Origin of the sequence: Brevundimonas vesicularis, from assembly GCF_900445985.1 — a bacterium.
Lineage (GTDB): Bacteria > Pseudomonadota > Alphaproteobacteria > Caulobacterales > Caulobacteraceae > Brevundimonas > Brevundimonas vesicularis_D.
Map to the genome: position 1 here is coordinate 1,726,643 of NZ_UAQP01000005.1, position 17,671 is coordinate 1,744,313.

19 protein-coding genes are annotated in these 17,671 nt (G+C 65.8%); 4 read left to right on the forward strand and 15 right to left on the reverse strand.

The features are described 5' to 3' along the window. The first annotated feature begins 25 nt into the window (after positions 1–25). Together gcvA and DT343_RS08655 are read left to right on the forward strand one after the other, a co-directional pair. Positions 26–955: a transcriptional regulator GcvA gene (gcvA, locus tag DT343_RS08650; protein ID WP_112862487.1), complete on the forward strand. Its 930-nt coding sequence runs from the start codon at positions 26–28 to the stop codon at positions 953–955. A 45-nt stretch (positions 956–1,000) separates the two neighbouring features. Further along, on the forward strand, positions 1,001–1,732 hold the full coding sequence (locus DT343_RS08655; protein WP_055754124.1) for an NYN domain-containing protein: 732 nt from the start codon (positions 1,001–1,003) through the stop codon (positions 1,730–1,732). Position 1,733: 1 nt separating this feature from the next. Here the strand turns inward: DT343_RS08655 and dxs are convergent, their stop codons facing one another. From dxs to DT343_RS08680, 5 genes are all read right to left on the reverse strand, one after another. Further along, positions 1,734–3,647 carry a 1-deoxy-D-xylulose-5-phosphate synthase gene (gene dxs / locus DT343_RS08660; RefSeq protein ID WP_091748279.1) on the reverse strand — a complete coding sequence of 638 codons (1,914 nt, stop codon included), beginning with the start codon at positions 3,645–3,647 and terminating at the stop codon, positions 1,734–1,736. A gap of 57 nt (positions 3,648–3,704) precedes the next feature. Then, on the reverse strand, positions 3,705–4,580 hold the full coding sequence (locus DT343_RS08665; RefSeq protein WP_038293630.1) for a polyprenyl synthetase family protein: 876 nt from the start codon (positions 4,578–4,580) through the stop codon (positions 3,705–3,707). Positions 4,581–4,659: 79 nt separating this feature from the next. After that, complete coding sequence (locus DT343_RS08670; protein ID WP_017504472.1) at positions 4,660–4,911, reverse strand: exodeoxyribonuclease VII small subunit; 252 nt, start codon at positions 4,909–4,911, stop codon at positions 4,660–4,662. 48 nt (positions 4,912–4,959) lie between these two features. After that, entirely contained in the window at positions 4,960–5,622 is a 663-nt protein-coding gene (locus DT343_RS08675) for a histidine phosphatase family protein (protein ID WP_112862488.1), read from the reverse strand. A gap of 41 nt (positions 5,623–5,663) precedes the next feature. Further along, positions 5,664–6,584, reverse strand: coding sequence for a histone deacetylase family protein (locus DT343_RS08680; RefSeq protein ID WP_112862489.1), 921 nt, complete (start codon positions 6,582–6,584; stop codon positions 5,664–5,666). Positions 6,585–6,657: 73 nt separating this feature from the next. Between DT343_RS08680 and DT343_RS08685 the strand changes: the two genes are divergently transcribed. Continuing rightward, positions 6,658–7,185, forward strand: coding sequence for a GNAT family N-acetyltransferase (locus DT343_RS08685; protein WP_112862490.1), 528 nt, complete (start codon positions 6,658–6,660; stop codon positions 7,183–7,185). A gap of 20 nt (positions 7,186–7,205) precedes the next feature. Then, positions 7,206–8,384 (forward strand): vWA domain-containing protein, encoded by a 1,179-nt coding sequence (locus DT343_RS08690; RefSeq protein WP_112862491.1) that lies wholly within the window; start codon positions 7,206–7,208, stop codon positions 8,382–8,384. Between the two features lie 67 nt (positions 8,385–8,451). On the opposite strand, the gene DT343_RS08695 is transcribed toward DT343_RS08690, so the two are convergent. From DT343_RS08695 to DT343_RS08740, 10 genes are all read right to left on the reverse strand, one after another. After that, complete coding sequence (locus tag DT343_RS08695; protein ID WP_017504479.1) at positions 8,452–8,631, reverse strand: CsbD family protein; 180 nt, start codon at positions 8,629–8,631, stop codon at positions 8,452–8,454. 83 nt (positions 8,632–8,714) lie between these two features. After that, entirely contained in the window at positions 8,715–9,158 is a 444-nt protein-coding gene (locus DT343_RS08700; protein WP_112862492.1) for an NUDIX domain-containing protein, read from the reverse strand. Between the two features lie 14 nt (positions 9,159–9,172). Beyond that, positions 9,173–10,216, reverse strand: coding sequence for a sensor histidine kinase (locus DT343_RS08705; protein ID WP_306418724.1), 1,044 nt, complete (start codon positions 10,214–10,216; stop codon positions 9,173–9,175). Next, positions 10,213–10,635 carry a response regulator gene (locus DT343_RS08710; RefSeq protein ID WP_231868686.1) on the reverse strand — a complete coding sequence of 141 codons (423 nt, stop codon included), beginning with the start codon at positions 10,633–10,635 and terminating at the stop codon, positions 10,213–10,215. Before DT343_RS08710 ends, DT343_RS08705 begins: the two co-directional genes overlap by 4 nt. Further along, positions 10,632–12,158, reverse strand: a complete 1,527-nt coding sequence (locus DT343_RS08715) for a sensor histidine kinase (protein ID WP_220116530.1) — start codon at positions 12,156–12,158, stop codon at positions 10,632–10,634. Before DT343_RS08715 ends, DT343_RS08710 begins: the two co-directional genes overlap by 4 nt. A 62-nt stretch (positions 12,159–12,220) precedes the next feature. Beyond that, positions 12,221–14,320, reverse strand: coding sequence for a flagellar biosynthesis protein FlhA (gene flhA, locus DT343_RS08720; RefSeq protein ID WP_112862494.1), 2,100 nt, complete (start codon positions 14,318–14,320; stop codon positions 12,221–12,223). 117 nt (positions 14,321–14,437) lie between these two features. Continuing rightward, entirely contained in the window at positions 14,438–15,235 is a 798-nt protein-coding gene (bla, locus tag DT343_RS08725; RefSeq protein WP_258522532.1) for a class A beta-lactamase, read from the reverse strand. A gap of 4 nt (positions 15,236–15,239) precedes the next feature. Beyond that, entirely contained in the window at positions 15,240–16,640 is a 1,401-nt protein-coding gene (gene flbD / locus DT343_RS08730; protein WP_112862495.1) for a sigma-54-dependent transcriptional regulator FlbD, read from the reverse strand. Between the two features lie 36 nt (positions 16,641–16,676). Beyond that, positions 16,677–17,009 carry a flagellar motor switch protein FliN gene (gene fliN, locus DT343_RS08735; RefSeq protein ID WP_017504488.1) on the reverse strand — a complete coding sequence of 111 codons (333 nt, stop codon included), beginning with the start codon at positions 17,007–17,009 and terminating at the stop codon, positions 16,677–16,679. Continuing rightward, on the reverse strand, positions 17,009–17,671 hold the full coding sequence (locus DT343_RS08740) for a flagellar assembly protein FlbE (RefSeq protein ID WP_112862496.1): 663 nt from the start codon (positions 17,669–17,671) through the stop codon (positions 17,009–17,011). The genes fliN and DT343_RS08740 overlap by 1 nt, the downstream gene beginning before the upstream one ends.

The following is a 17,671-nucleotide window of genomic DNA, read 5'->3' on the forward strand; positions in this document are numbered from 1 at the left end:
CTCGCTGATAGGATTTCTATCCGCGATGGTCCGATCCCTGCTCCCGCTCAACGCCCTGCGCGCCTTCGAGGCCGCCGCGCGACATCTGAACTTCTCTCGCGCCGCCGACGAACTGTCGGTGACGCCCGGCGCGGTCAGCCAGCAGATCCGCCTTCTGGAAGACATCGTCGGCGGGCCGCTGTTCGTGCGCGAGGCGCGGGGCCTGCAACTGACCGATCTGGGCCGCTCGTCCGTGCCGCTGCTGCGCGAGGGGTTCGAGCGACTGATGGACGCCTCGGCCCTGTTGCGCGAACCGCCGCGTCGCAAACAGGTGTCGATCAGCGTGGCGCCCGGCTTCGCCTCCAAATGGCTGATGCCGCGCATGGACGACTTCCACACTGCCCATCCCGAGATCGAACTGTGGATTTCGGCCGACATGGAGCCGGCGGACCTGAGCGAGGGCAAGGTCGATCTGGCGGTGCGCTACGGTCCCGGCGACTATCCCGGCCTGACGGTCGATCGGCTGATGACCGAGACGGTGCTGCCGGTTTGCGCCCCATCGCTGATGGACGGCGACAAGCCGATCCGCAAACCCGCCGACCTGATCGGACACACCCTGCTGCACGACATGTCCAACGACGGCGATCCCAGCCGCCCGGACTGGGCCATGTGGCTGAAGGCGCGGGGCATTCGTCACCCCGACCCGCGTCGGGGCTCGCGCTTCAATCAATCCGGCCTGTTGATCGAGGCCGCCATAGCGGGGCGCGGCGTAGCCTTGGCCAAACGGACCCTGGCTCAGGCGGACCTGGCGTCAGGCCGTCTGGTCGCGCCCTTCCCCGATGGGTCCGAGGCGGTCGGCTTCGCCTATTACGTCGTCCAGCCCCGCGACCGGCCGCCCTCGCCCAGCGCGACCGCTTTTGTCGGCTGGCTGAAGAAACAGGCCGTGGATCACGACAATACGATGGGTCAGTTGTAGGGTCCGCCGCACCGCAGACTGGCGGCGTAGAAAAGGACATCCGCCATGGCTGACGACAAGGCCCCTCGCCTCGCGGTCCTGATCGATGCGGAGAATGCTTCCGCCCGCATCGCAGAGGCGCTGTTCAGCGAAATCGCCACCCTGGGCGAGGCCTCGGCGCGGCGCATATACGGCGACTTCGCCAGCCCGCAGATCGCCGGCTGGACGCGGGTCCTGGCGCGTTTCGCCATCCAGCCCCAGCAGAATTTCGCCAACACCAAGGGCAAGAACTCGGGCGACATCGCCTTGGTCATCGATGCGATGGACCTGCTGCATTCGGGGCGGTTCGACGGCTTCTGCCTAGTGTCGTCGGACGCCGATTTCACCCGACTGGCGGCGCGCATCCGCGAGGAAGGCGTCGACGTCTACGGGTTCGGCGAGCAGAAGACGCCCGAAAGCTTCCGTCAGGCCTGCACCCGCTTCATCTATACCGAGAACCTGATTGCGCCGGTTCCGGTCGACGCAGGCGCCAAGTCGCCAGTCGCCGAAGCGCCGGCGACCAAGCGCAAGCCGTCCGAGGCCGCGCGCCTGATCGCGGCCATCATCGCCGACATGGACGAGGACGGCGACGGATGGGTCGCGGTGGGTGGTATCGGCAATCGGCTGCGCAACGCCCATCCCGACTTCGACCAGCGCACCTACGGTTACGCCAAGCTGTCGGACCTGATCCGCGCCACCGGCCGGTTCGAGGTGGAGACCGGCGAGCGCGGGGCGATGCGAATTCGCGACCGGGCCTGATCTACGCTCTAGCCGCCTGGCTAACCGACACGCCCAAGGCCTGAAGCGCGGCGGCGGTGATGTGTTCGGCGTTCAGGCCGGCCTGGGCGTACATCGCCATGGGCGCATCCTGGTCCTGGAAGACGTCGGGCAGGTTCAGGGTGCGGATCTTGAGCCCGCCGTCCAGCGCGCCCTTTTCGGCCAGCAGTTGCAGCACGAAGGCGCCGAAGCCGCCCATGGCGCCTTCTTCGACCGTGATCAGGGCCTCGTGCTCGCGCGCCAGACGCAGAATTAGATCGGCGTCCAGCGGCTTGGCGAAGCGGGCGTCGGCGACAGTGGCCGACACGCCCTTGGCGGCCAGCATGTCCGCCGCCTTCAGCGATTCCTGCAGACGGGTGCCCAGGCTAAGGATGGCGACTGAAGTCCCCTCGCGCACGATCCGGCCCTTGCCAATCTCAAGCGGCGCAGCGAGTTCCGGGATCTCCACGCCCACGCCGTCGCCGCGCGGATAGCGGAAGGCGCTGGGCCGGTCGTCGATGGCCAGGGACGTCGAGATCATCGCCGCCAGTTCGGCCTCATCGGCGGCGGCCATCAGCACCATGCCGGGCAGCGCGCCCATGAAGCCGATGTCGAACGATCCCGCGTGCGTGGCGCCATCCGACCCAACCAGGCCCGCCCGATCCATGGCGAAACGCACCGGCAGCGACTGGATCGCCACGTCGTGGACCACCTGGTCGTAACCGCGCTGAAGGAAGGTCGAATAGATCGCGCAGACCGGCTTCATGCCGTCCGCCGCCAAACCGGCCGCGAAGGTCACCGCGTGCTGTTCGGCGATGCCGACGTCATACGTCCGCTCAGGGAAGGCCTGGCCGAACAGGTCCAGACCCGTGCCGGACGGCATGGCCGCCGTGATCGCCACGATCGACGGATCGACCTTGGCGTGTTTGATCAGCTCGGTTCCGAACACCTTGGTATAGCTGGGCGCGTTGGAGATGGCCTTGGCCTGCTTGCCTGAGACCACGTCGAACTTGACGACCGCATGCAGTTTGTCGGCGCTGCTTTCGGCGGGGGCGTAGCCCTTGCCCTTCTGCGTCACGACGTGGACCAGCACCGGGCGGTCCTCGATGGCGGCCGCCTTCTTCAGGATTGGCACCAGATTGTCCATGTCGTGGCCGTCGATCGGACCGACGTAATAGAAGCCCAACTCTTCGAAGAAGGTGCCGCCGGTGACCATGCCGCGGGCGTATTCCTCGGCCTTCTTGGCCGCCTTGCGGAAGGGGCGCGGCAGGTGCTGGGCCACCGTCTTGCCCAGTCGGCGGACGTTCTGATAGGCGCCGCCCGACACCAGGCCGGCCAGATAGGCGCTCATCCCGCCAACCGGCGGCGCGATCGACATGTCGTTGTCGTTCAGAATGACCATCAGCTGGCCGCTGGTCGCCTCGGCGGCGTTGTTCATCGCCTCATAGGCCATGCCGGCGGACATGGAGCCGTCGCCGATGACGGCCACCACGCGGTTCTTCTCGCCCTTCTGATCGCGCGCGGCGGCGAAGCCCAAGGCGGCGCTGATGGAGGTCGAGGCGTGCGCCGCGCCGAACGGATCGTATTCGCTCTCGCTGCGCTTGGTGAAGCCCGACAGGCCGCCGCCCTGACGCAGGGTGCGGATGCGGTCGCGCCGCCCGGTCAGGATCTTATGCGGATAGCACTGATGCCCGACGTCCCAGATCAGGATGTCCTTGGGCGTCTCGAACACATGGTGCAGCGCCGTGGTCAGTTCGACCACACCCAGACCCGCGCCCAGATGGCCGCCGGTGACGGACACGGCGTCGATCGTTTCGGCCCGCACCTCCTGCGCCAGCTGTTTCAACTGGGCGATATCGAAGTCCCGCGTGTCGGCGGGCGTCTTGACGGTGTCGAGTAGCGGGGTGTCGGGCATCAGCCGTAAAACCTTGGAAAGTCTGGTCGATCAACCCGCAGGTCGTGTCAACGTTTCGTATCAGGACCGGCGCTTTAGCACAAAGTCCACGCTGGCCCTGAGGATTTCGGCCTCGTCGCCAAACGGCTCCAGATGCGAACGGGCTTGGTTTGCGAGATGCGCGACCCTTTGCCGCGCCGCCTCCAGACCCAGCAGTGTGACGAAGTTGGTCTTGCCCAGCGCCGCGTCCTTGCCCCCGGCCGCCTTGCCCATTTCCTCGGCCGAGCCTTCGGCGTCCAGCAGGTCGTCGACGATCTGATAGGCCAGGCCGACATCGTGGGCGAAGCTGATCAGGGCGTGGCGGTGCTGGGCCGAGGCGTCGGCGATGATCAGCGGAATTTCGAAGGCGTAGGCGAACAGGGCGCCGGTCTTCAGTCGCTGCATCCGCGCCACGCCGCCCAGGTCGTCGCGGACGCCCAGCAGGTCGATCATCTGACCGCCCGCCATGCCCCGCGCACCGGACGCCAGCGACAGCCGCGCCGCCAGTTCGCACCGCACGGCCGCGTCCTCGTGGGTGTCTTCGTGCAGGATGATGTCGAAGGCGGCCGTCTGCAGCGCATCGCCGGCCAGCACAGCCGTCGCCTCGTCATAGGCCCGGTGTACGGTCGGCCGGCCCCGGCGCACGTCGTCGTCGTCCATGCACGGCAGGTCGTCGTGAACCAGGCTGTATGCGTGCACGCATTCCAGGGCGCAGGCGGCGCGCAATACCGATCGCTCATCGATGTCGAAAAGGCGTGCGGCCTCCAGCGCGAAGAACGGCCGCAAGCGTTTGCCGGGACCGAGCGCCGCGTAGCGCATCGCTTCGGTCAGGCGGGATTCCGGTCCCTCGGCGCGCGGCAGCAGTTCATCCAGCGCGACCGTGACCAGATCGGCGACCTCAGCCACGCGATCGATCACCGCCTGTTCCGGCGAGTTCGCGGCGATGACCCGGTTCACGAGAACCGGCTCCAGACCAGGCTCGAAGACGACATAGGGATCATTCGAACGACGCCGCCTCGACGCCCTTGGCCTGACCGTCCGGGCCGACCACGATCTTTTCCACACGCAGTTGAGCCGCCTTCAGCCGCGCCTCGCAATGCGCCTTCAGCTTGGCGCCCTCTTCATAGAGGGCGATCGATTCTTCCAGCGGCGCCTGGCCGGATTCCAGGCGAGACACGATGGTCTCCAGGCGCTTCAGGGCGTCTTCGAAGCTGAGATCGGCGGGGATGGCGGCGGCGGTATCGGTCATGGCGCGGACCCTAGAGGCGCGCGCGGGGCGCATCAACGTCAGAAGCGGCTATCGTTTCTCGTAGCGACGCTGCGACCAGTATTTGAAGCCCTGGTTCTGAACCAGCTTCCAGCCGTCGGCCTTCAGCGCGCGCCCGACCATATGGTTGAAATAGCCATGGGCGAAGACCAGCACGTCCTGACCGCTCTCGGCTCGCGCGATCAACTTTTGCGCCGCCTGATCGGCGCGCGCCTCGGCCTGGGCGCGGGTTTCCTGGCCGCCGTGATGATCGAAAGCATGCCACCAGAAACGCGACACCACGCCCCACCATTTGGGCGACAGCTTGATCCATTCCGGAATCGGCGGCGGCGGCAAGGGCGCCTCGATGAACATGACATCAGCCATGACCTCGCGCCCCGCCGCGACAGCAGCGGCGGTTTCCTGGGCGCGCTGACGGGTCGAGGCGTAGATGGCCCCGGCCCCTTGGGCGGCCGCAACGAGTTCGGGCGGCGGGGTCTGGCCGGCCAGCAGGCCGCCGATCTCATATTTCGCCCACCAGTCGCCGTACTGGCGGGCAGAGATCAGGCATTTGCGCGACAGGGCCGGCTCGCCGTGACGCGTCAGGATGATGGCGCCGGGACGAACAGCGACAAGCGCGCCCACGGACGGCGCGGCCTCAGGCGTGGACACGGACGGTTCGGTCGAATCGAGGGACAGGGCGGGGGCTGACATGACAAGCGGACGGGCCTTTGGTTTCAAGGCGTTAAGCGTCCTCAGTCCTCCCCGAGCGCAGCGACGTGGGCGACCGCAGAGCGGCCTAGTCCTTCAAGGTCGTAACCGCCCTCAAGCGCCGACACAACCTTGCCCGAACAGGTCCGACGCGCGACCTCCAGAATCGCACGCGTCGCCCAGGCGAAATCCTCGGCCTCCAGCGACTGATGCGCCAGCGGATCGCGCCGGTGGGCGTCGAAACCGGCGGAGATCAGGACCAGGTCCGGCCGGAACGATTCCAGCGCCGGCATCAACCCGCCGGCGAAGGTCGCACGCCAGTTCTCGCGCGCCGCATGGGGCGCGACGGGGGCGTTGACGATATTGCCGACGCCCGTCTCTGAAGCCGCGCCCGTGCCGGGATAGAGCGGCATCTGGTGGATGGAGGCCAGGAACAGGCTGTCGTCGTCCTCGAACGCCGCCTGGGTGCCATTGCCGTGGTGAACGTCGAAATCGACCACCGCCACCCGCGCCATCCCTTCGGCCTGAGCCGCGCGCGCCGCAACGGCGACGGAGGAGAACAGGCAGAACCCCATCGCGCGGTCCGGCTCGGCGTGGTGGCCCGGCGGGCGCACGGCGGCGAAGGCGCGATCCATCTCGCCACGCGCCACGGCTCGCACCGCATCAATCGCCGCTCCTGCCGCCAGCCGCGCGGCCGGCACGCTGCCGGGTGAAAGGACGGTGTCGGCATCCAGCTGGACCATGCCTGCCACCGGCGAGGCGTCCAGCAATCGTGCGACATAGGCGGCGGGATGCACCCGCTCCAGATCCACAACGTCGGCCTGGGTCGCGGCGCGTCGGTCGCGGGCCAGGCCTGCATCCTCCAGAGCATCCAGCACCGCCTTGAGCCGCTCGGGGCTTTCGGGATGGCCCGCGCCCGGCGCGTGGGACAGCATGGACGGATGGGTGACAATCGGCAGGGACATTGGAACGACGATACGCCGGGCTTTAGGACTTGTCGCCCGTGACGCGCATCAAGGCGCGCGCTAGAGCCGAGGCATGACCGAGATCGTGATCCGCCCTGCCCGCCCCGAAGACGCCGTCGCCCTGGGCGCCCTGGGCCGCCAGACCTTCATCGACACCTTCGTCGAGGGGTTCAGCATCCCCTATCCCGAGGCGGACCTGAAGGCATTTCTGGACGCCAGTTTCGATCTGGAACCGACGCTGAAGAAGTTGGCGGAGCCCGACTGCGCCTGGTGGGTGGCCGACCGCGACGGCGAACTGCTGGCCTTCGCCAACGCCGGTCCCAACGGCCTGCCTCACCCCGACGCTAGAGCGTCGCACATGGAACTGCGCCGGCTCTATGTGTCCAAGGCGGCGCAAGGCCTGGGGCTGGGGACCAGACTGCTGAAGCTGTCTCTGTACTGGATGGAAATCCACACGGACGGACCGCTGTGGATCGGCGTCTGGAGCGGCAACGACAAGGCCCAGCGCCTCTACGCCGCCTACGGCTTCGAGAAGGCCGGCGAATACGACTACCCCGTCGGCGCCTGGCGCGACCGCGAGTTCATCTTGCGGCGCGGCTGATCAGGGTTCACATCCCTCTCATGCTCCTGCCCTTCTTCACCGCGCTGCGCGACGCCAAGGTTCCGGTGTCGATGAAGGAATGGCTCCATCTGATGGAGGCCATGGATCGCGACGTGGCGGGGCGCGAGGTCGAGGCCTTTTATCATCTGTCGCGCGCGGTCCTGGTCAAGGACGAGAAGCACTATGATCGGTTCGATCAGGTGTTCGGGACGGTGTTCAAGGGCGTCGAGTCGATCGGGTCGGGCGAGGACCTGACCACTGACATTCCCGAGGATTGGCTGAGGCTGCTGAACGAAAAATATCTGACCGACGACGAGAAGGCCCAGATCGAGGCGCTGGGCGGTTTCGACAAGCTGATGGAGACGCTGAAGCAGCGTCTGGAAGAGCAGAAGGAGCGACACTCGGGCGGCTCGAAATGGATCGGCACGGGCGGGACCAGCCCCTTCGGACACGGCGGCTATAACCCCGAAGGCGTTCGCATCGGCGGTCCGGGCAAGCATGGCCGGGCGGTCAAGGTCTGGGAAAAGCGCGAGTTCAAGAACCTGGACGACACGGTCGAACTGGGCACCCGCAACATCAAGGTGGCGCTGCGTCGTCTGCGCCGTTTCGCCCGACAGGGGGCGCCCGACGAACTGGATATCGACGGCACCATCGACGGCACCGCGCGTCAGGGCTGGCTGGACATCCAGATGCGGCCGGAGCGACGCAATACGATCAAGGTGCTGCTGTTCCTGGACATCGGCGGTTCGATGGACGGTCACATCAAGCTGGTCGAGGAGCTGTTCTCGGCGGCCAAGACCGAGTTCAAGAACCTGGAGTTCTTCTACTTCCACAACTGCCTCTACGAAGGCGTCTGGAAGGACAATCGCCGGCGCCACACCGAGCGGATCCCGACGTGGGATCTGCTGCACAAATACCCTGGCGACTGGCGCGCCATCTTCGTCGGCGATGCAACGATGAGCCCCTATGAGATCACCATGCCCGGCGGCTCCGTCGAGCACTGGAACGAGGAGGCCGGCGCCGTATGGATGAAGCGGGCGCGCCAGCAGTGGGAGAAGTCGGTCTGGCTCAATCCAGTTCAGGAGCGGTACTGGGATTATACCGCTTCCGTCGGCCTGCTACGCGAAGTGATGGAGCAGAGGATGTTCCCGCTGACGCTCGAAGGCCTCGACAAGGCGATGCGCGCATTGACGCGCTAAGGCATGCAAAAAACGCCGCCCGCGCTTGGCTGGCGGCGTTTCTTATCTTCGCGCATTTCAGAGAGGCTTAGGCCTTGTCGCGGAGGCTGTCTTTGACGCCGCCGACAGTATTCTGGACCTTGCCTTCGACTTGATCGGCCTTGCCTTCGGCTTGCAGCTTGGTGTCGCCGGTCATCTTGCCGACGCCTTCCTTGACCTTGCCGCCCATGTTCTTGGCGGCGCCTTCGATACGGTCGTGATCAGCCATCGAAATCTCCTGCTTTCATCGCCGCGACATATGTTTGCGGTTCGAAATACAAACGACTTCACAGGAAGCGCGTTCCGTAAGGCTCAGCTTGGGCGACGCAGCCAGACGGCTACGGCCCAAGCGTGGGAGTCGTGACGCAGACGTGAGATGGCGAAGGTCGGATCCAGCCACACCAGGGTGTGGTCGTCTTCGCATTTCGCATCCGGATTGTCCGACGCCACGCTCGCCGTCCAGAAGCCGCCGACATTGTTCACGGGCTCGCGGGTCGAGCGCACGAAATACTGGCTGGCCTCTGCGATGCGGTTCAGCGGCGCGACCGTCAGGCCGGTTTCCTCGACGAACTCACGGACGAGGGCCTGAACCTCGGTCTCCTCGATGTCCAAGCCGCCGCCGGGGAGGTCGAAATAGGGACCGGTCTCACGTTCGACGCGCACACAGGCGATCAGGCCGTCGCGCTCGACGATGCCGAACGCGGTGGCGCGGTGACGATAATCCGAAGCGGGTTTGCGAACGCCGAACTGCAACATGATGAAAACCGACCCTAGAGGTCGAACGACAACCTGGCGCGCACGCCCTTGTGGGCGCCGTCGAACTCGACCGCCGACCGCAGGCCAGACGCCATGGCGGAAATGATCTTGCCGCCCAGACCCGTGCCCTTGGGTGTTCCGTCGCCCATGCCGGGACCGTCATCCTCGACTGTCAGCATCACGCGATTCTCGTTCTCGCGGCGCATATGGATGCGGATCTCGCCTCCTTGCCCCGGCGCATAGGCGTATTTCACGGCGTTGGTGACCAGTTCTGTGACGATGACGCCAATCGACACGGCCTGGTCGGTCGTGACCGACAACGGCTCGGCGTCCAGCGTCAGCTTAGGCGATCCGTCATCCGGCCCGATGGACTTGGACAGCTCGTCCATCAGCCCGACCAGATATTCGTCCATGGCCACGTGGCTCATGTCGCCGGAGGTATAGAGGCGGCGGTGAACATGGGCGACCGCCTCGATCCGCGCCTGCGATTCCCGCAGCGCGTCCTTGGCGCCCTGATCGGTGACGTGGCGCATCTGCAAGGACATGAAGCTGGACACCAGCTGCAGCGAGTTGCCGACGCGGTGGTTCACCTCACGCAGCATCGCCTCGGCCCGATCGCGCGCCCGGCGGATTTCTTCCTGCGCCAGTTCGTTCTCGCGCTCCAGCCGACGGCGCGACAGGGCGTCCTCGAGCGCCGAGCGCAACAGGGACGTGAAGTCCTCCGAGACGTCCTTGATGACATAGTCCGCCGCGCCCGCGCGAAGGGCCGCGACGGCGATCCGCCCATCCTGCGCGCCCGTCACATAGACGACGGGCGGCGGGGCCGTCAGGGCCAGAATGTCCGGCAGGACGTCCAGCCCGTCTCGTGTCGGCATATAGTGGTCCAGCGCGCAGATGTCGTACTCACCCTGCTGCAACAGCTCCAACCCCGCATCGCCATCCGGCGCGCAGGTGACGGCATAGCCGTGACGCCCCAGTTCCTTCTCGACCAGTCGGGACAGACCCCGATCATCGTCGATGTAGAGCAGGCGGATGGGCTGGGACGCGTCGATCGTCAGATCTCCGGCGCCTGGATCACCGACAGGAACAGACCCAACTGACGGATGGCGCCGGCGAAGGACTCATAATCCACCGGCTTGGTGATGTAGACGTTGCAGCCCAGGTCGTAGCAACGCTGGATTTCGACCTTGTCGTCCGTGGTCGTCAGCACCACGACCGGAGCCCGCTTCAGACGGTCGTTGGCCTTCACCTTTTCCAGAATGTCCGTACCCGACATATCGGGCAGGTTGAGGTCGAGCAGGATCAGCAGCGGGCCATTGGCGAGGATTTCGTCGCTGAACAGATAGTCGAGCGCCGCACCACCCTCATCGAAATGCTTGATCTCGTTGTTGATGTTGGCCCGGCGGATGTTCTTTTCGATCAGCTTGGCGTGGCCATGGTCGTCTTCGACCATGATGATTTTGACGGGTTGCGTCACAGCGCGCCTCCGGGTTCAGACAGGATCAGTCGTTTGGGGAATTTCAGCAGAAAAGTCGAGCCTTTGCCCAGCTCGGACTCAACGTCGATCGTGCCGCCTAGTCGACGAACGCTGTTGCGCACAAATGCCAGGCCCAACCCCTCGCCAGAACGATCCTGTCTTCCGGAGCGCCGGAACAGTTCGAAGATTCGCTCATGGTCGCGCGGGGCGATGCCCCGGCCGTTGTCGGCGACCCGATAGACGACCCAGCCGCCCGGCACGTCTTCGCCTGACACGACGATTTCGCCGGGCCGGTCGTGATCCAGATATTTGACGGCGTTGTCGATCAGATTGCCGACGATCTGCTCCATCGAAATGCGGTCGCTTTCGATCTCGGGTAGCGACTGCACCTCGATGCGCGCGCCCGATGCTTCGGTCTGGTGGTGGACGCTGTTGGCGATGTTCTGGGCCATCGCCGTCATGTCCAGCGGCTCTGGAAGCAGGTTGCGACGACCTTCGCGCGACAGCTTCAGGATGGCGTTGATCAGCCGGTCCATCTTCTCGGTCGAGGCGCGGATGAAGCCGATGGCCTCGGGCATTTCCTCTCGCACGGCGGTGACGATCTCGGGATCGACCACGCGCGTCTTTTCAGCCTCATAGATCGCCTTGTCGACGATCTTGCCCGCCTGCTCCAGTTCGGAGGTGTAGCCCATCACGTTGACCAGCGGCGCACGCAGGTCGTGACTGACGATATAGGCGAAGCGTTGAATCTCCTCGTTGGCGCGCATCAGGTCGCCGGTGCGCTCGCGGACCTTGTCTTCGAGGCTGGCGTTGGCGGCGTCGAGGGTGGCGCGGGCGGATTGGATCTCGCCCACGTAACGCCGCACCAACCAGGCTGACAGCAGAGCCAAGACGATGACCAGCAGACCGGCGATGGCGTTCATCGTGACGGTCAGGAGACCAAACAACTCAGACGCCCGGCGTCGGCTGTCGATCCGGTCGGACTTCAGCTTGTCGAACCTCTCGATGGCCGCCCTGAGCTCGTCCATATACTGCTTGCCTTCGCCAGACCGCACAGCCTGGATCGACTGTCCGATCCGCCCCTGGCGCGCCAAGGTAACGGTGCGCTCCATCTCGTCCCATTTCTTGTCGCCCAGACGGTGGATGGGTTCGACGGTGGCTTTCAGCGTCGGATCGAGGGCCGCGCCCTCATCCAGAAACGCCAGCGCGGGCTCCATGTCGGCCCTGGCGTCTCGGTAGGGCTGCAGAAAGTCGCTTCGTCCCGTCAACAGAAAACCGCGTTGCGATGTTTCGGCGTCCAGGCTCGCAATCAGAACCGTGCGCGCAGCCCGCCGCATCTGCTGAGCGTGCTCGATGGTTTCGTTCAACGCGACGGTGCGCTGGATCATCACAAAGGTCGTCGCATTGACCAGGATCAGCAGCCCGAACGCCAGGATCAGCATGGCCGAGATCGACCGGGCCAACGACGGCGTACGCATGAAGTCGCGCAGGCGCGACCATTGGGATCGGGGGTTCGGACTCATGACGGCGGAGCTTTAGCGGGGTGCGTCGCCGCGTCAAACGTCAAACTGCCAGGTCGGCGGGATCAGACCTGGCCCAGGGTCCGCAAGCGCGCCTTGGGATGGATCTCGTTCTGGCTCATCACGACGGTCTGGCCGCGGAAGCGTTCAATGATTGATCGCACATAGGGCCGCGTCATCGGGCCGGTCAGCAGCACCGGATTTTCACCCGTCATGGCGATCCGCTCGAACGTGTCGCGCACGGCGCGGATGAAGTCCTGAAGGCGCGACGGCGCCATGGCCAGCTGCTTGTCCTCGCCATTGCCGATCAGGCTTTCGGCGAAGGCGTTTTCCCATTCCGGCGACAGGGTGACGATGGGCAAGGCCCCCTCGCCGTCCTTGTTCTGCCAGCACAGTTGGCGGCCCAGGCGCGCGCGAACGTGTTCGACCAGGGTTGTGACGCTGGAACTGTGCGGCGCAGCCTCGGCCAAACCTTCGAGGATCGCCGGCAGGTCGCGGATCGACACCTTCTCGCGCAGCAGAGACTGCAACACCCGCTGCAGCGTCGTGACGGTGACCACGCTGGGCACCAGTTCTTCGACCAGCTTCTTCTCTTCGGCGCCCAGTTCCTTCAGCAGCTTCTGCACCTCCGCATAGGACAGAAGGTCGGCCATATTGTCTTTCAGGATTTCGGTCAGATGAGTCGTCAGGACCGTCGACGGATCGACAAGCGTATAGCCTCGGAATGTCGCCTCCTCGCGCAGACCTTCCTCGATCCAAGTCGCCGGCAGGCCGAAGGCTGGTTCGCGCATATGCTCGCCCGGAAGCTCAACCTGGCGACCCGCCGGATCCATCGCCATCAGGTGGCCCAGACGCACCTCGCCCGCGCCCGTCTCCATCTCCTTGATGCGGATGGCGTAGCCCTGGGTCGGCAAGCGCATGTTGTCGAGGATGCGCACCTGGGGGATGACGAAGCCGTATTCCTGGGCCAGCGACCGCCGCAGGGCGCGTATCTGATCGGTCAGCCGGCGGCCTTCCAGATCGTTGATCAGGCTGAGAAGCGAGTAACCGAGCTCGATCTTCACCTCGTCGATGGTGAGCACATTGGCGATGGGCTCTTCGACGTCTTCCTTGGGTTTTGCAGCCGCCGCTGCAGCCGCGATCTCCGCCTCCGTCGGTTGAGGCTTCAACCGATTGCGCCCCAGCCGCCAGGCCATGAAGCCCGAACCGATGGCCAGGGCCGCGAACGGGATCAGCGGCATGCCGGGGATCAGGCCGATCAGACCGGCCGCGCCCGACACCACGCCCAGCGACACGGGATTGGTCGCCAGCTGGGTGACCATGGCCTTGTCCGCCGTGCCCTCGACGCCGGCCTTGGACACCAGGAAGCCGGCGGCGATCGAGATGATGATGGCCGGCACCTGCGTCACCAGGCCGTCGCCGATGGTCAGTTGGACATAGGTGTTGGCGGCCTCCATCGCCGGCATGCCGTGTTGCAGCGTGCCGATCAGTATGCCGCCGATGGCGTTGATGAAGGTGATGATCAGACCCGCGACGGCGTCGCCGCGCACGAACTTGGAGGCGCCGTCCATGGCGCCGAAGAAGGTCGATTCCTGCTCCAGCTCCTTGCGGCGCAGCTTGGCCTGGTCCTCGGTGATCAGGCCCGAGGACAGATCCGCGTCGATGGCCATCTGCTTGCCCGGCATGGAGTCCAGGGTGAAGCGGGCGGATACTTCGGCGATCCGGGTCGAACCCTTGGTGATGACGACGAAGTTCACCACCAGAATGATCGCAAAGATGATCACCCCGATGATGAAGTTGCCGCCCATCATCAGCTGACCGAAGGCGTTGATGACCTGACCCGCCGCATCGTGACCTTCCTGGCCGTGGGTCAGGATCAGGCGCGTGGAGGCCAGGTTCAGACCGAGACGGAACAGGGTCGAGACCAGCAGCACCGTCGGGAAGATGGCGAAATCCAGCGGCCGCTTCATCATCACGGCGGTCATCAGGATCAGCACGCTGGACACCAGCGAGAAGGCCAGCAGCAGATCCAGCAGGAACTTGGGCACCGGCAGGATCAGCAGCATGATCACGCCGATCACGCCGACCGCCATCAGCACTTCGCCGCGGTTCAGCCAGCCGATCACGTCGCGGCCCGTCGGGCGCGCCATGCCGTCCTTCATCATCACCGGCGTATCAGTCACGGCCCAACGCCTTCAGCGCACGACTCGTCGCCTCGGCGATCACGGCCGCATTGGCGTCGTCCGACGTCGCCCCGGTCGCATGGTAATAGGCGGCGACGATCACAGGTTCCCCGTTCGGCGGATACAACAGGCCGATGTCATTGGTCGGCCCATAGCCCCCGTCCCCGTCTTGTGCGCCACCCGCCAATCCGCAGGCGTTCCAGCCCTAAGACGATTCTGACCCGTGGGCGTATCGGTCATCCACTGCAGCAACAGGGCGCGTGACGCCGCCGTCAGGGGCGAGGCCGGATCAAGGAACAATCGTTGGAGATTGGCGACCGACTGGTTGGGAAGGATCGTGTCCTTGTCGCCGTCCAGACGATTCATCTCCGGCTCGACACGGTCCGAGCGGGTGCTGTCGTCGCCGATGCTTCGATAGAAGGTCTGCATCGCCGACGGGCCGCCCATGGCCTTCAGCAGCAGATTGGCGGCGGGGTTGTCGCTGACCTCCACCGCGCCCTTCATCAACTGCTCGACCGTCAGGCTGGCGCCGACGGCGGGCTCGGTCACCGGAGCGTGGTTGATCATGTCCGCCGCAGTGATGGGGATGCGGCGATCCAGTCGCTCCTGCCCGAGCTGCACCCGCAACAGGGTCGCGGCGGCCAGATACATCTTGAAGGTCGAGCAATAGACGAAGCGTTCGTCGCCGCGCCAAACCAGCTTACGGCCCGTCGCCGCGTCCTGAACGACGAAGCCGAGACGGCCGCCGTTGCGCGTTTCCAGGTCGGACAGATCAATGACCTCATCCACCGAGGCGACGGGCGCGGCAGGGTGTGATTCCGCGCGCGGCGAACAGCCGACCGCGCTCAAGGCGACCAGCCCCGTCAGGACGCATCGGCGCTCCACGGGTGCGCGCATGGGTTCAGGCCGCGTAGCCCGAGGCGGAGACGCCGCTCATCGGTGCCGGAATGGCCGTGCCCTCATCGGCGTATTCGTTCAGCTTGTTGCGCAGTGTGCGGATCGAGATGCCCAGGATGTTGGCTGCATGGGTGCGATTGCCCAGGCAGTGGGTCAGGGTGTCCAGGATCAGCGTCTTTTCCATCGCCGCCACGGTCTGACCCACGAAGCTGCGGGTCACGGCGTCGGCTGCCTGGGCGGCACGCGCAGCCACTCCGGCTTGCGGCGCCTCATAGGCCTGTCCCGCGCCCATGCCGCCTAGCGGCTGACCGTCCGGCAGGCGGATGGCGTCGACGTCGATCTCGGGGCCTGTCGCTAGCAGCACCGCGCGGTGCATGGCGTTTTCCAGCTCGCGAACGTTGCCCGGCCAGCGATGGGCCGAAATGGCCTGACGCGCGGCGGCCGAGATCGGACGCACCGGCACGCCGTTGGCGGCGGCGTATTTCTTGATGAAGTAGTCGGCCAGAACCACGATGTCGCCGGGCCGCTCGCGCAAGGACGGCAGGCGCAGGTTCACCACGTTCAGGCGATACAGCAGGTCCTCACGGAACGTGCCTTCCGCCACGGCCTTGGCCAGATCGCGGTTCGAGGTGGCGATGATGCGGATGTTGACAGAGACCGGCTTGGAGCCACCGACGCGGTCGATGACGCGCTCCTGGATGGCGCGCAGCAGCTTGGCCTGAAGCCGGGCGTCCATCTCGGAGATTTCGTCCAGCAGCAGGGTGCCGCCGTCGGCCTCTTCGAACTTGCCGATGCGGCGCGCGACGGCGCCGGTGAAGGCGCCCTTCTCGTGCCCGAACAGTTCGGATTCCAGCAGATTGTCGGGAATGGCGGCGCAGTTGACGCTGATGAACGGGCGTTCGGACCGACGCGAATGCTCGTGCAGATACCGCGCCATCACCTCCTTGCCGACGCCGCTTTCGCCGGTGATCAGGATCGAGGCTTCCGAGCGCGCGACCTGGTCGGCCAGTTGCAGCACCGCCTTCATGGACGGGTCGGCCGAGATCATCGGCTTTTCGTCGTCGGCGACGGCCGACAGGACGGCGGCGATCAGTTCGGCGTCCGGCGGAAGCGGGATGAACTCCTTGGCCCCTGCCTTGATGGCGGCCGCCGCCTCTCGCGCATCGGCGTCGACGCCGAAGGCCACGACCGGAATGGTGATCCGCTCCGCCTCGTTGGCGGCGATCAGGGCGGCGATGTCCAGCTGATAGTCGACCATCAGCAGGTCGGCGCCCTGCCCCCGGCGCAGTTGCTCGGTCGCCTGATCCGCGCGCTCGACGTGATTGACCTTGGCGCCGTGCGCCATGGCCATCTTCACCGCCGAAGCGAGCTGGCCGCTCAGTCTGCCTACCACCAGAAGACGCATCGTTCTTCTCCTCTAATCTCTAAAGCCGGTCGCCAATCAGGCGCCACTATCCTCGGTCTTGATGATTTCCGTCATGGTCACGCCCAGCCGGTCGTCGACGACGACGACCTCGCCGCGCGCGATCAGGCGGTTGTTGACGAAGATGTCGATCGCCTCGCCGACCTTGCGATCCAGCTCCAGCACCGAGCCCTTGTTCAGTTTCAGCAGCTGGGCCACCGACATGTGCGACTTGCCCAGCACGGCCGAGATGTTGACCGGCACGTCGAAGACGGTCGCCAGATCGGCGGCGCTCTTTTCGCCGCCGTCGTCGAGGGGCGGAAGGCCAGAGAAGTCGGAGAACTCCTCCAGCGCCAAGTCGTCGGATGCCATCAGAACATGCTCCTGTCGACGGGAAGGGTTTCGGCGTGTCCGGCCTCGGCGGCCAGGGCGGCGGTCAGGGCCTCGGCGACGCGGTCGGCCGAGCCTTGCGGATCGTGATCAGCGCGCCCGTCGGCCCATTCCAGCTGGAAGGCGGCCTGGGCCAGGCTCGGTTCATCGCGGAAGGCGACCACGCCGGTAAAGCCGCTGTCGGCGCAGGCCCGCTCGATCATGTTGCGCGCCTCGTCGTCCAGGCTTGAGGCCCGAACGACCAGACGCGGCGAGGCGTCGATTTCCTGCGCCAGCAGTTCCAGCGCGGCCTTCAGCGGCGCATGCGGAAAGCGATCCAGCGCCGCCCCGGCGATGGTGCGCGATGCGGCCAGGGCCAGATCGGCGGCCTGTTCACGATGGGCCTGGGCCACCGTCTTCAGGCTCGGCATCGCCGACGCCACGGCTTGGGCGATGTTGCTCAGGGCCATGGCGCGAATATTCTCGACCTCGCTGAGAGCCTGTTCGCGCGCTTCCAGACGGCCCTGAGCCACCAGGGCTTCGACCTCGGCCGGCAGATAGGAGCGTTTCGCCGGCTTCCACGCGCTCGCACGCACCACCGAGCCGTCAGCGTCGAATTCGGTGTCAAAGGCGAAGAGGCGCCGGATTTCGGGGGACTGGGTCAT

What these genes read in the sequence shown, in the direction of transcription:
- flhA (WP_112862494.1), bottom strand. Translation starts at nt 14,320, where the DNA reads ATGATGAAGGACGGCATGGCGCGCCCGACGGGCCGCGACGTGATCGGC.
- fliN (WP_017504488.1), bottom strand. Translation starts at nt 17,009, where the DNA reads ATGGCATCCGACGACTTGGCGCTGGAGGAGTTCTCCGACTTCTCTGGC.
- DT343_RS08680 (WP_112862489.1), bottom strand. Translation starts at nt 6,584, where the DNA reads ATGTCCCTGCCGATTGTCACCCATCCGTCCATGCTGTCCCACGCGCCG.
- DT343_RS08700 (WP_112862492.1), bottom strand. Translation starts at nt 9,158, where the DNA reads ATGTTGCAGTTCGGCGTTCGCAAACCCGCTTCGGATTATCGTCACCGC.
- DT343_RS08675 (WP_112862488.1), bottom strand. Translation starts at nt 5,622, where the DNA reads ATGTCAGCCCCCGCCCTGTCCCTCGATTCGACCGAACCGTCCGTGTCC.
- gcvA (WP_112862487.1), top strand. Translation starts at nt 26, where the DNA reads ATGGTCCGATCCCTGCTCCCGCTCAACGCCCTGCGCGCCTTCGAGGCC.
- DT343_RS08670 (WP_017504472.1), bottom strand. Translation starts at nt 4,911, where the DNA reads ATGACCGATACCGCCGCCGCCATCCCCGCCGATCTCAGCTTCGAAGAC.
- DT343_RS08740 (WP_112862496.1), bottom strand. Translation starts at nt 17,671, where the DNA reads ATGACCCAGTCCCCCGAAATCCGGCGCCTCTTCGCCTTTGACACCGAA.
- DT343_RS08685 (WP_112862490.1), top strand. Translation starts at nt 6,658, where the DNA reads ATGACCGAGATCGTGATCCGCCCTGCCCGCCCCGAAGACGCCGTCGCC.
- DT343_RS08695 (WP_017504479.1), bottom strand. Translation starts at nt 8,631, where the DNA reads ATGGCTGATCACGACCGTATCGAAGGCGCCGCCAAGAACATGGGCGGC.
- bla (WP_258522532.1), bottom strand. Translation starts at nt 15,235, where the DNA reads ATGCGCGCACCCGTGGAGCGCCGATGCGTCCTGACGGGGCTGGTCGCC.
- DT343_RS08655 (WP_055754124.1), top strand. Translation starts at nt 1,001, where the DNA reads ATGGCTGACGACAAGGCCCCTCGCCTCGCGGTCCTGATCGATGCGGAG.
- flbD (WP_112862495.1), bottom strand. Translation starts at nt 16,640, where the DNA reads ATGCGTCTTCTGGTGGTAGGCAGACTGAGCGGCCAGCTCGCTTCGGCG.
- DT343_RS08690 (WP_112862491.1), top strand. Translation starts at nt 7,206, where the DNA reads ATGCTCCTGCCCTTCTTCACCGCGCTGCGCGACGCCAAGGTTCCGGTG.
- DT343_RS08715 (WP_220116530.1), bottom strand. Translation starts at nt 12,158, where the DNA reads ATGAGTCCGAACCCCCGATCCCAATGGTCGCGCCTGCGCGACTTCATG.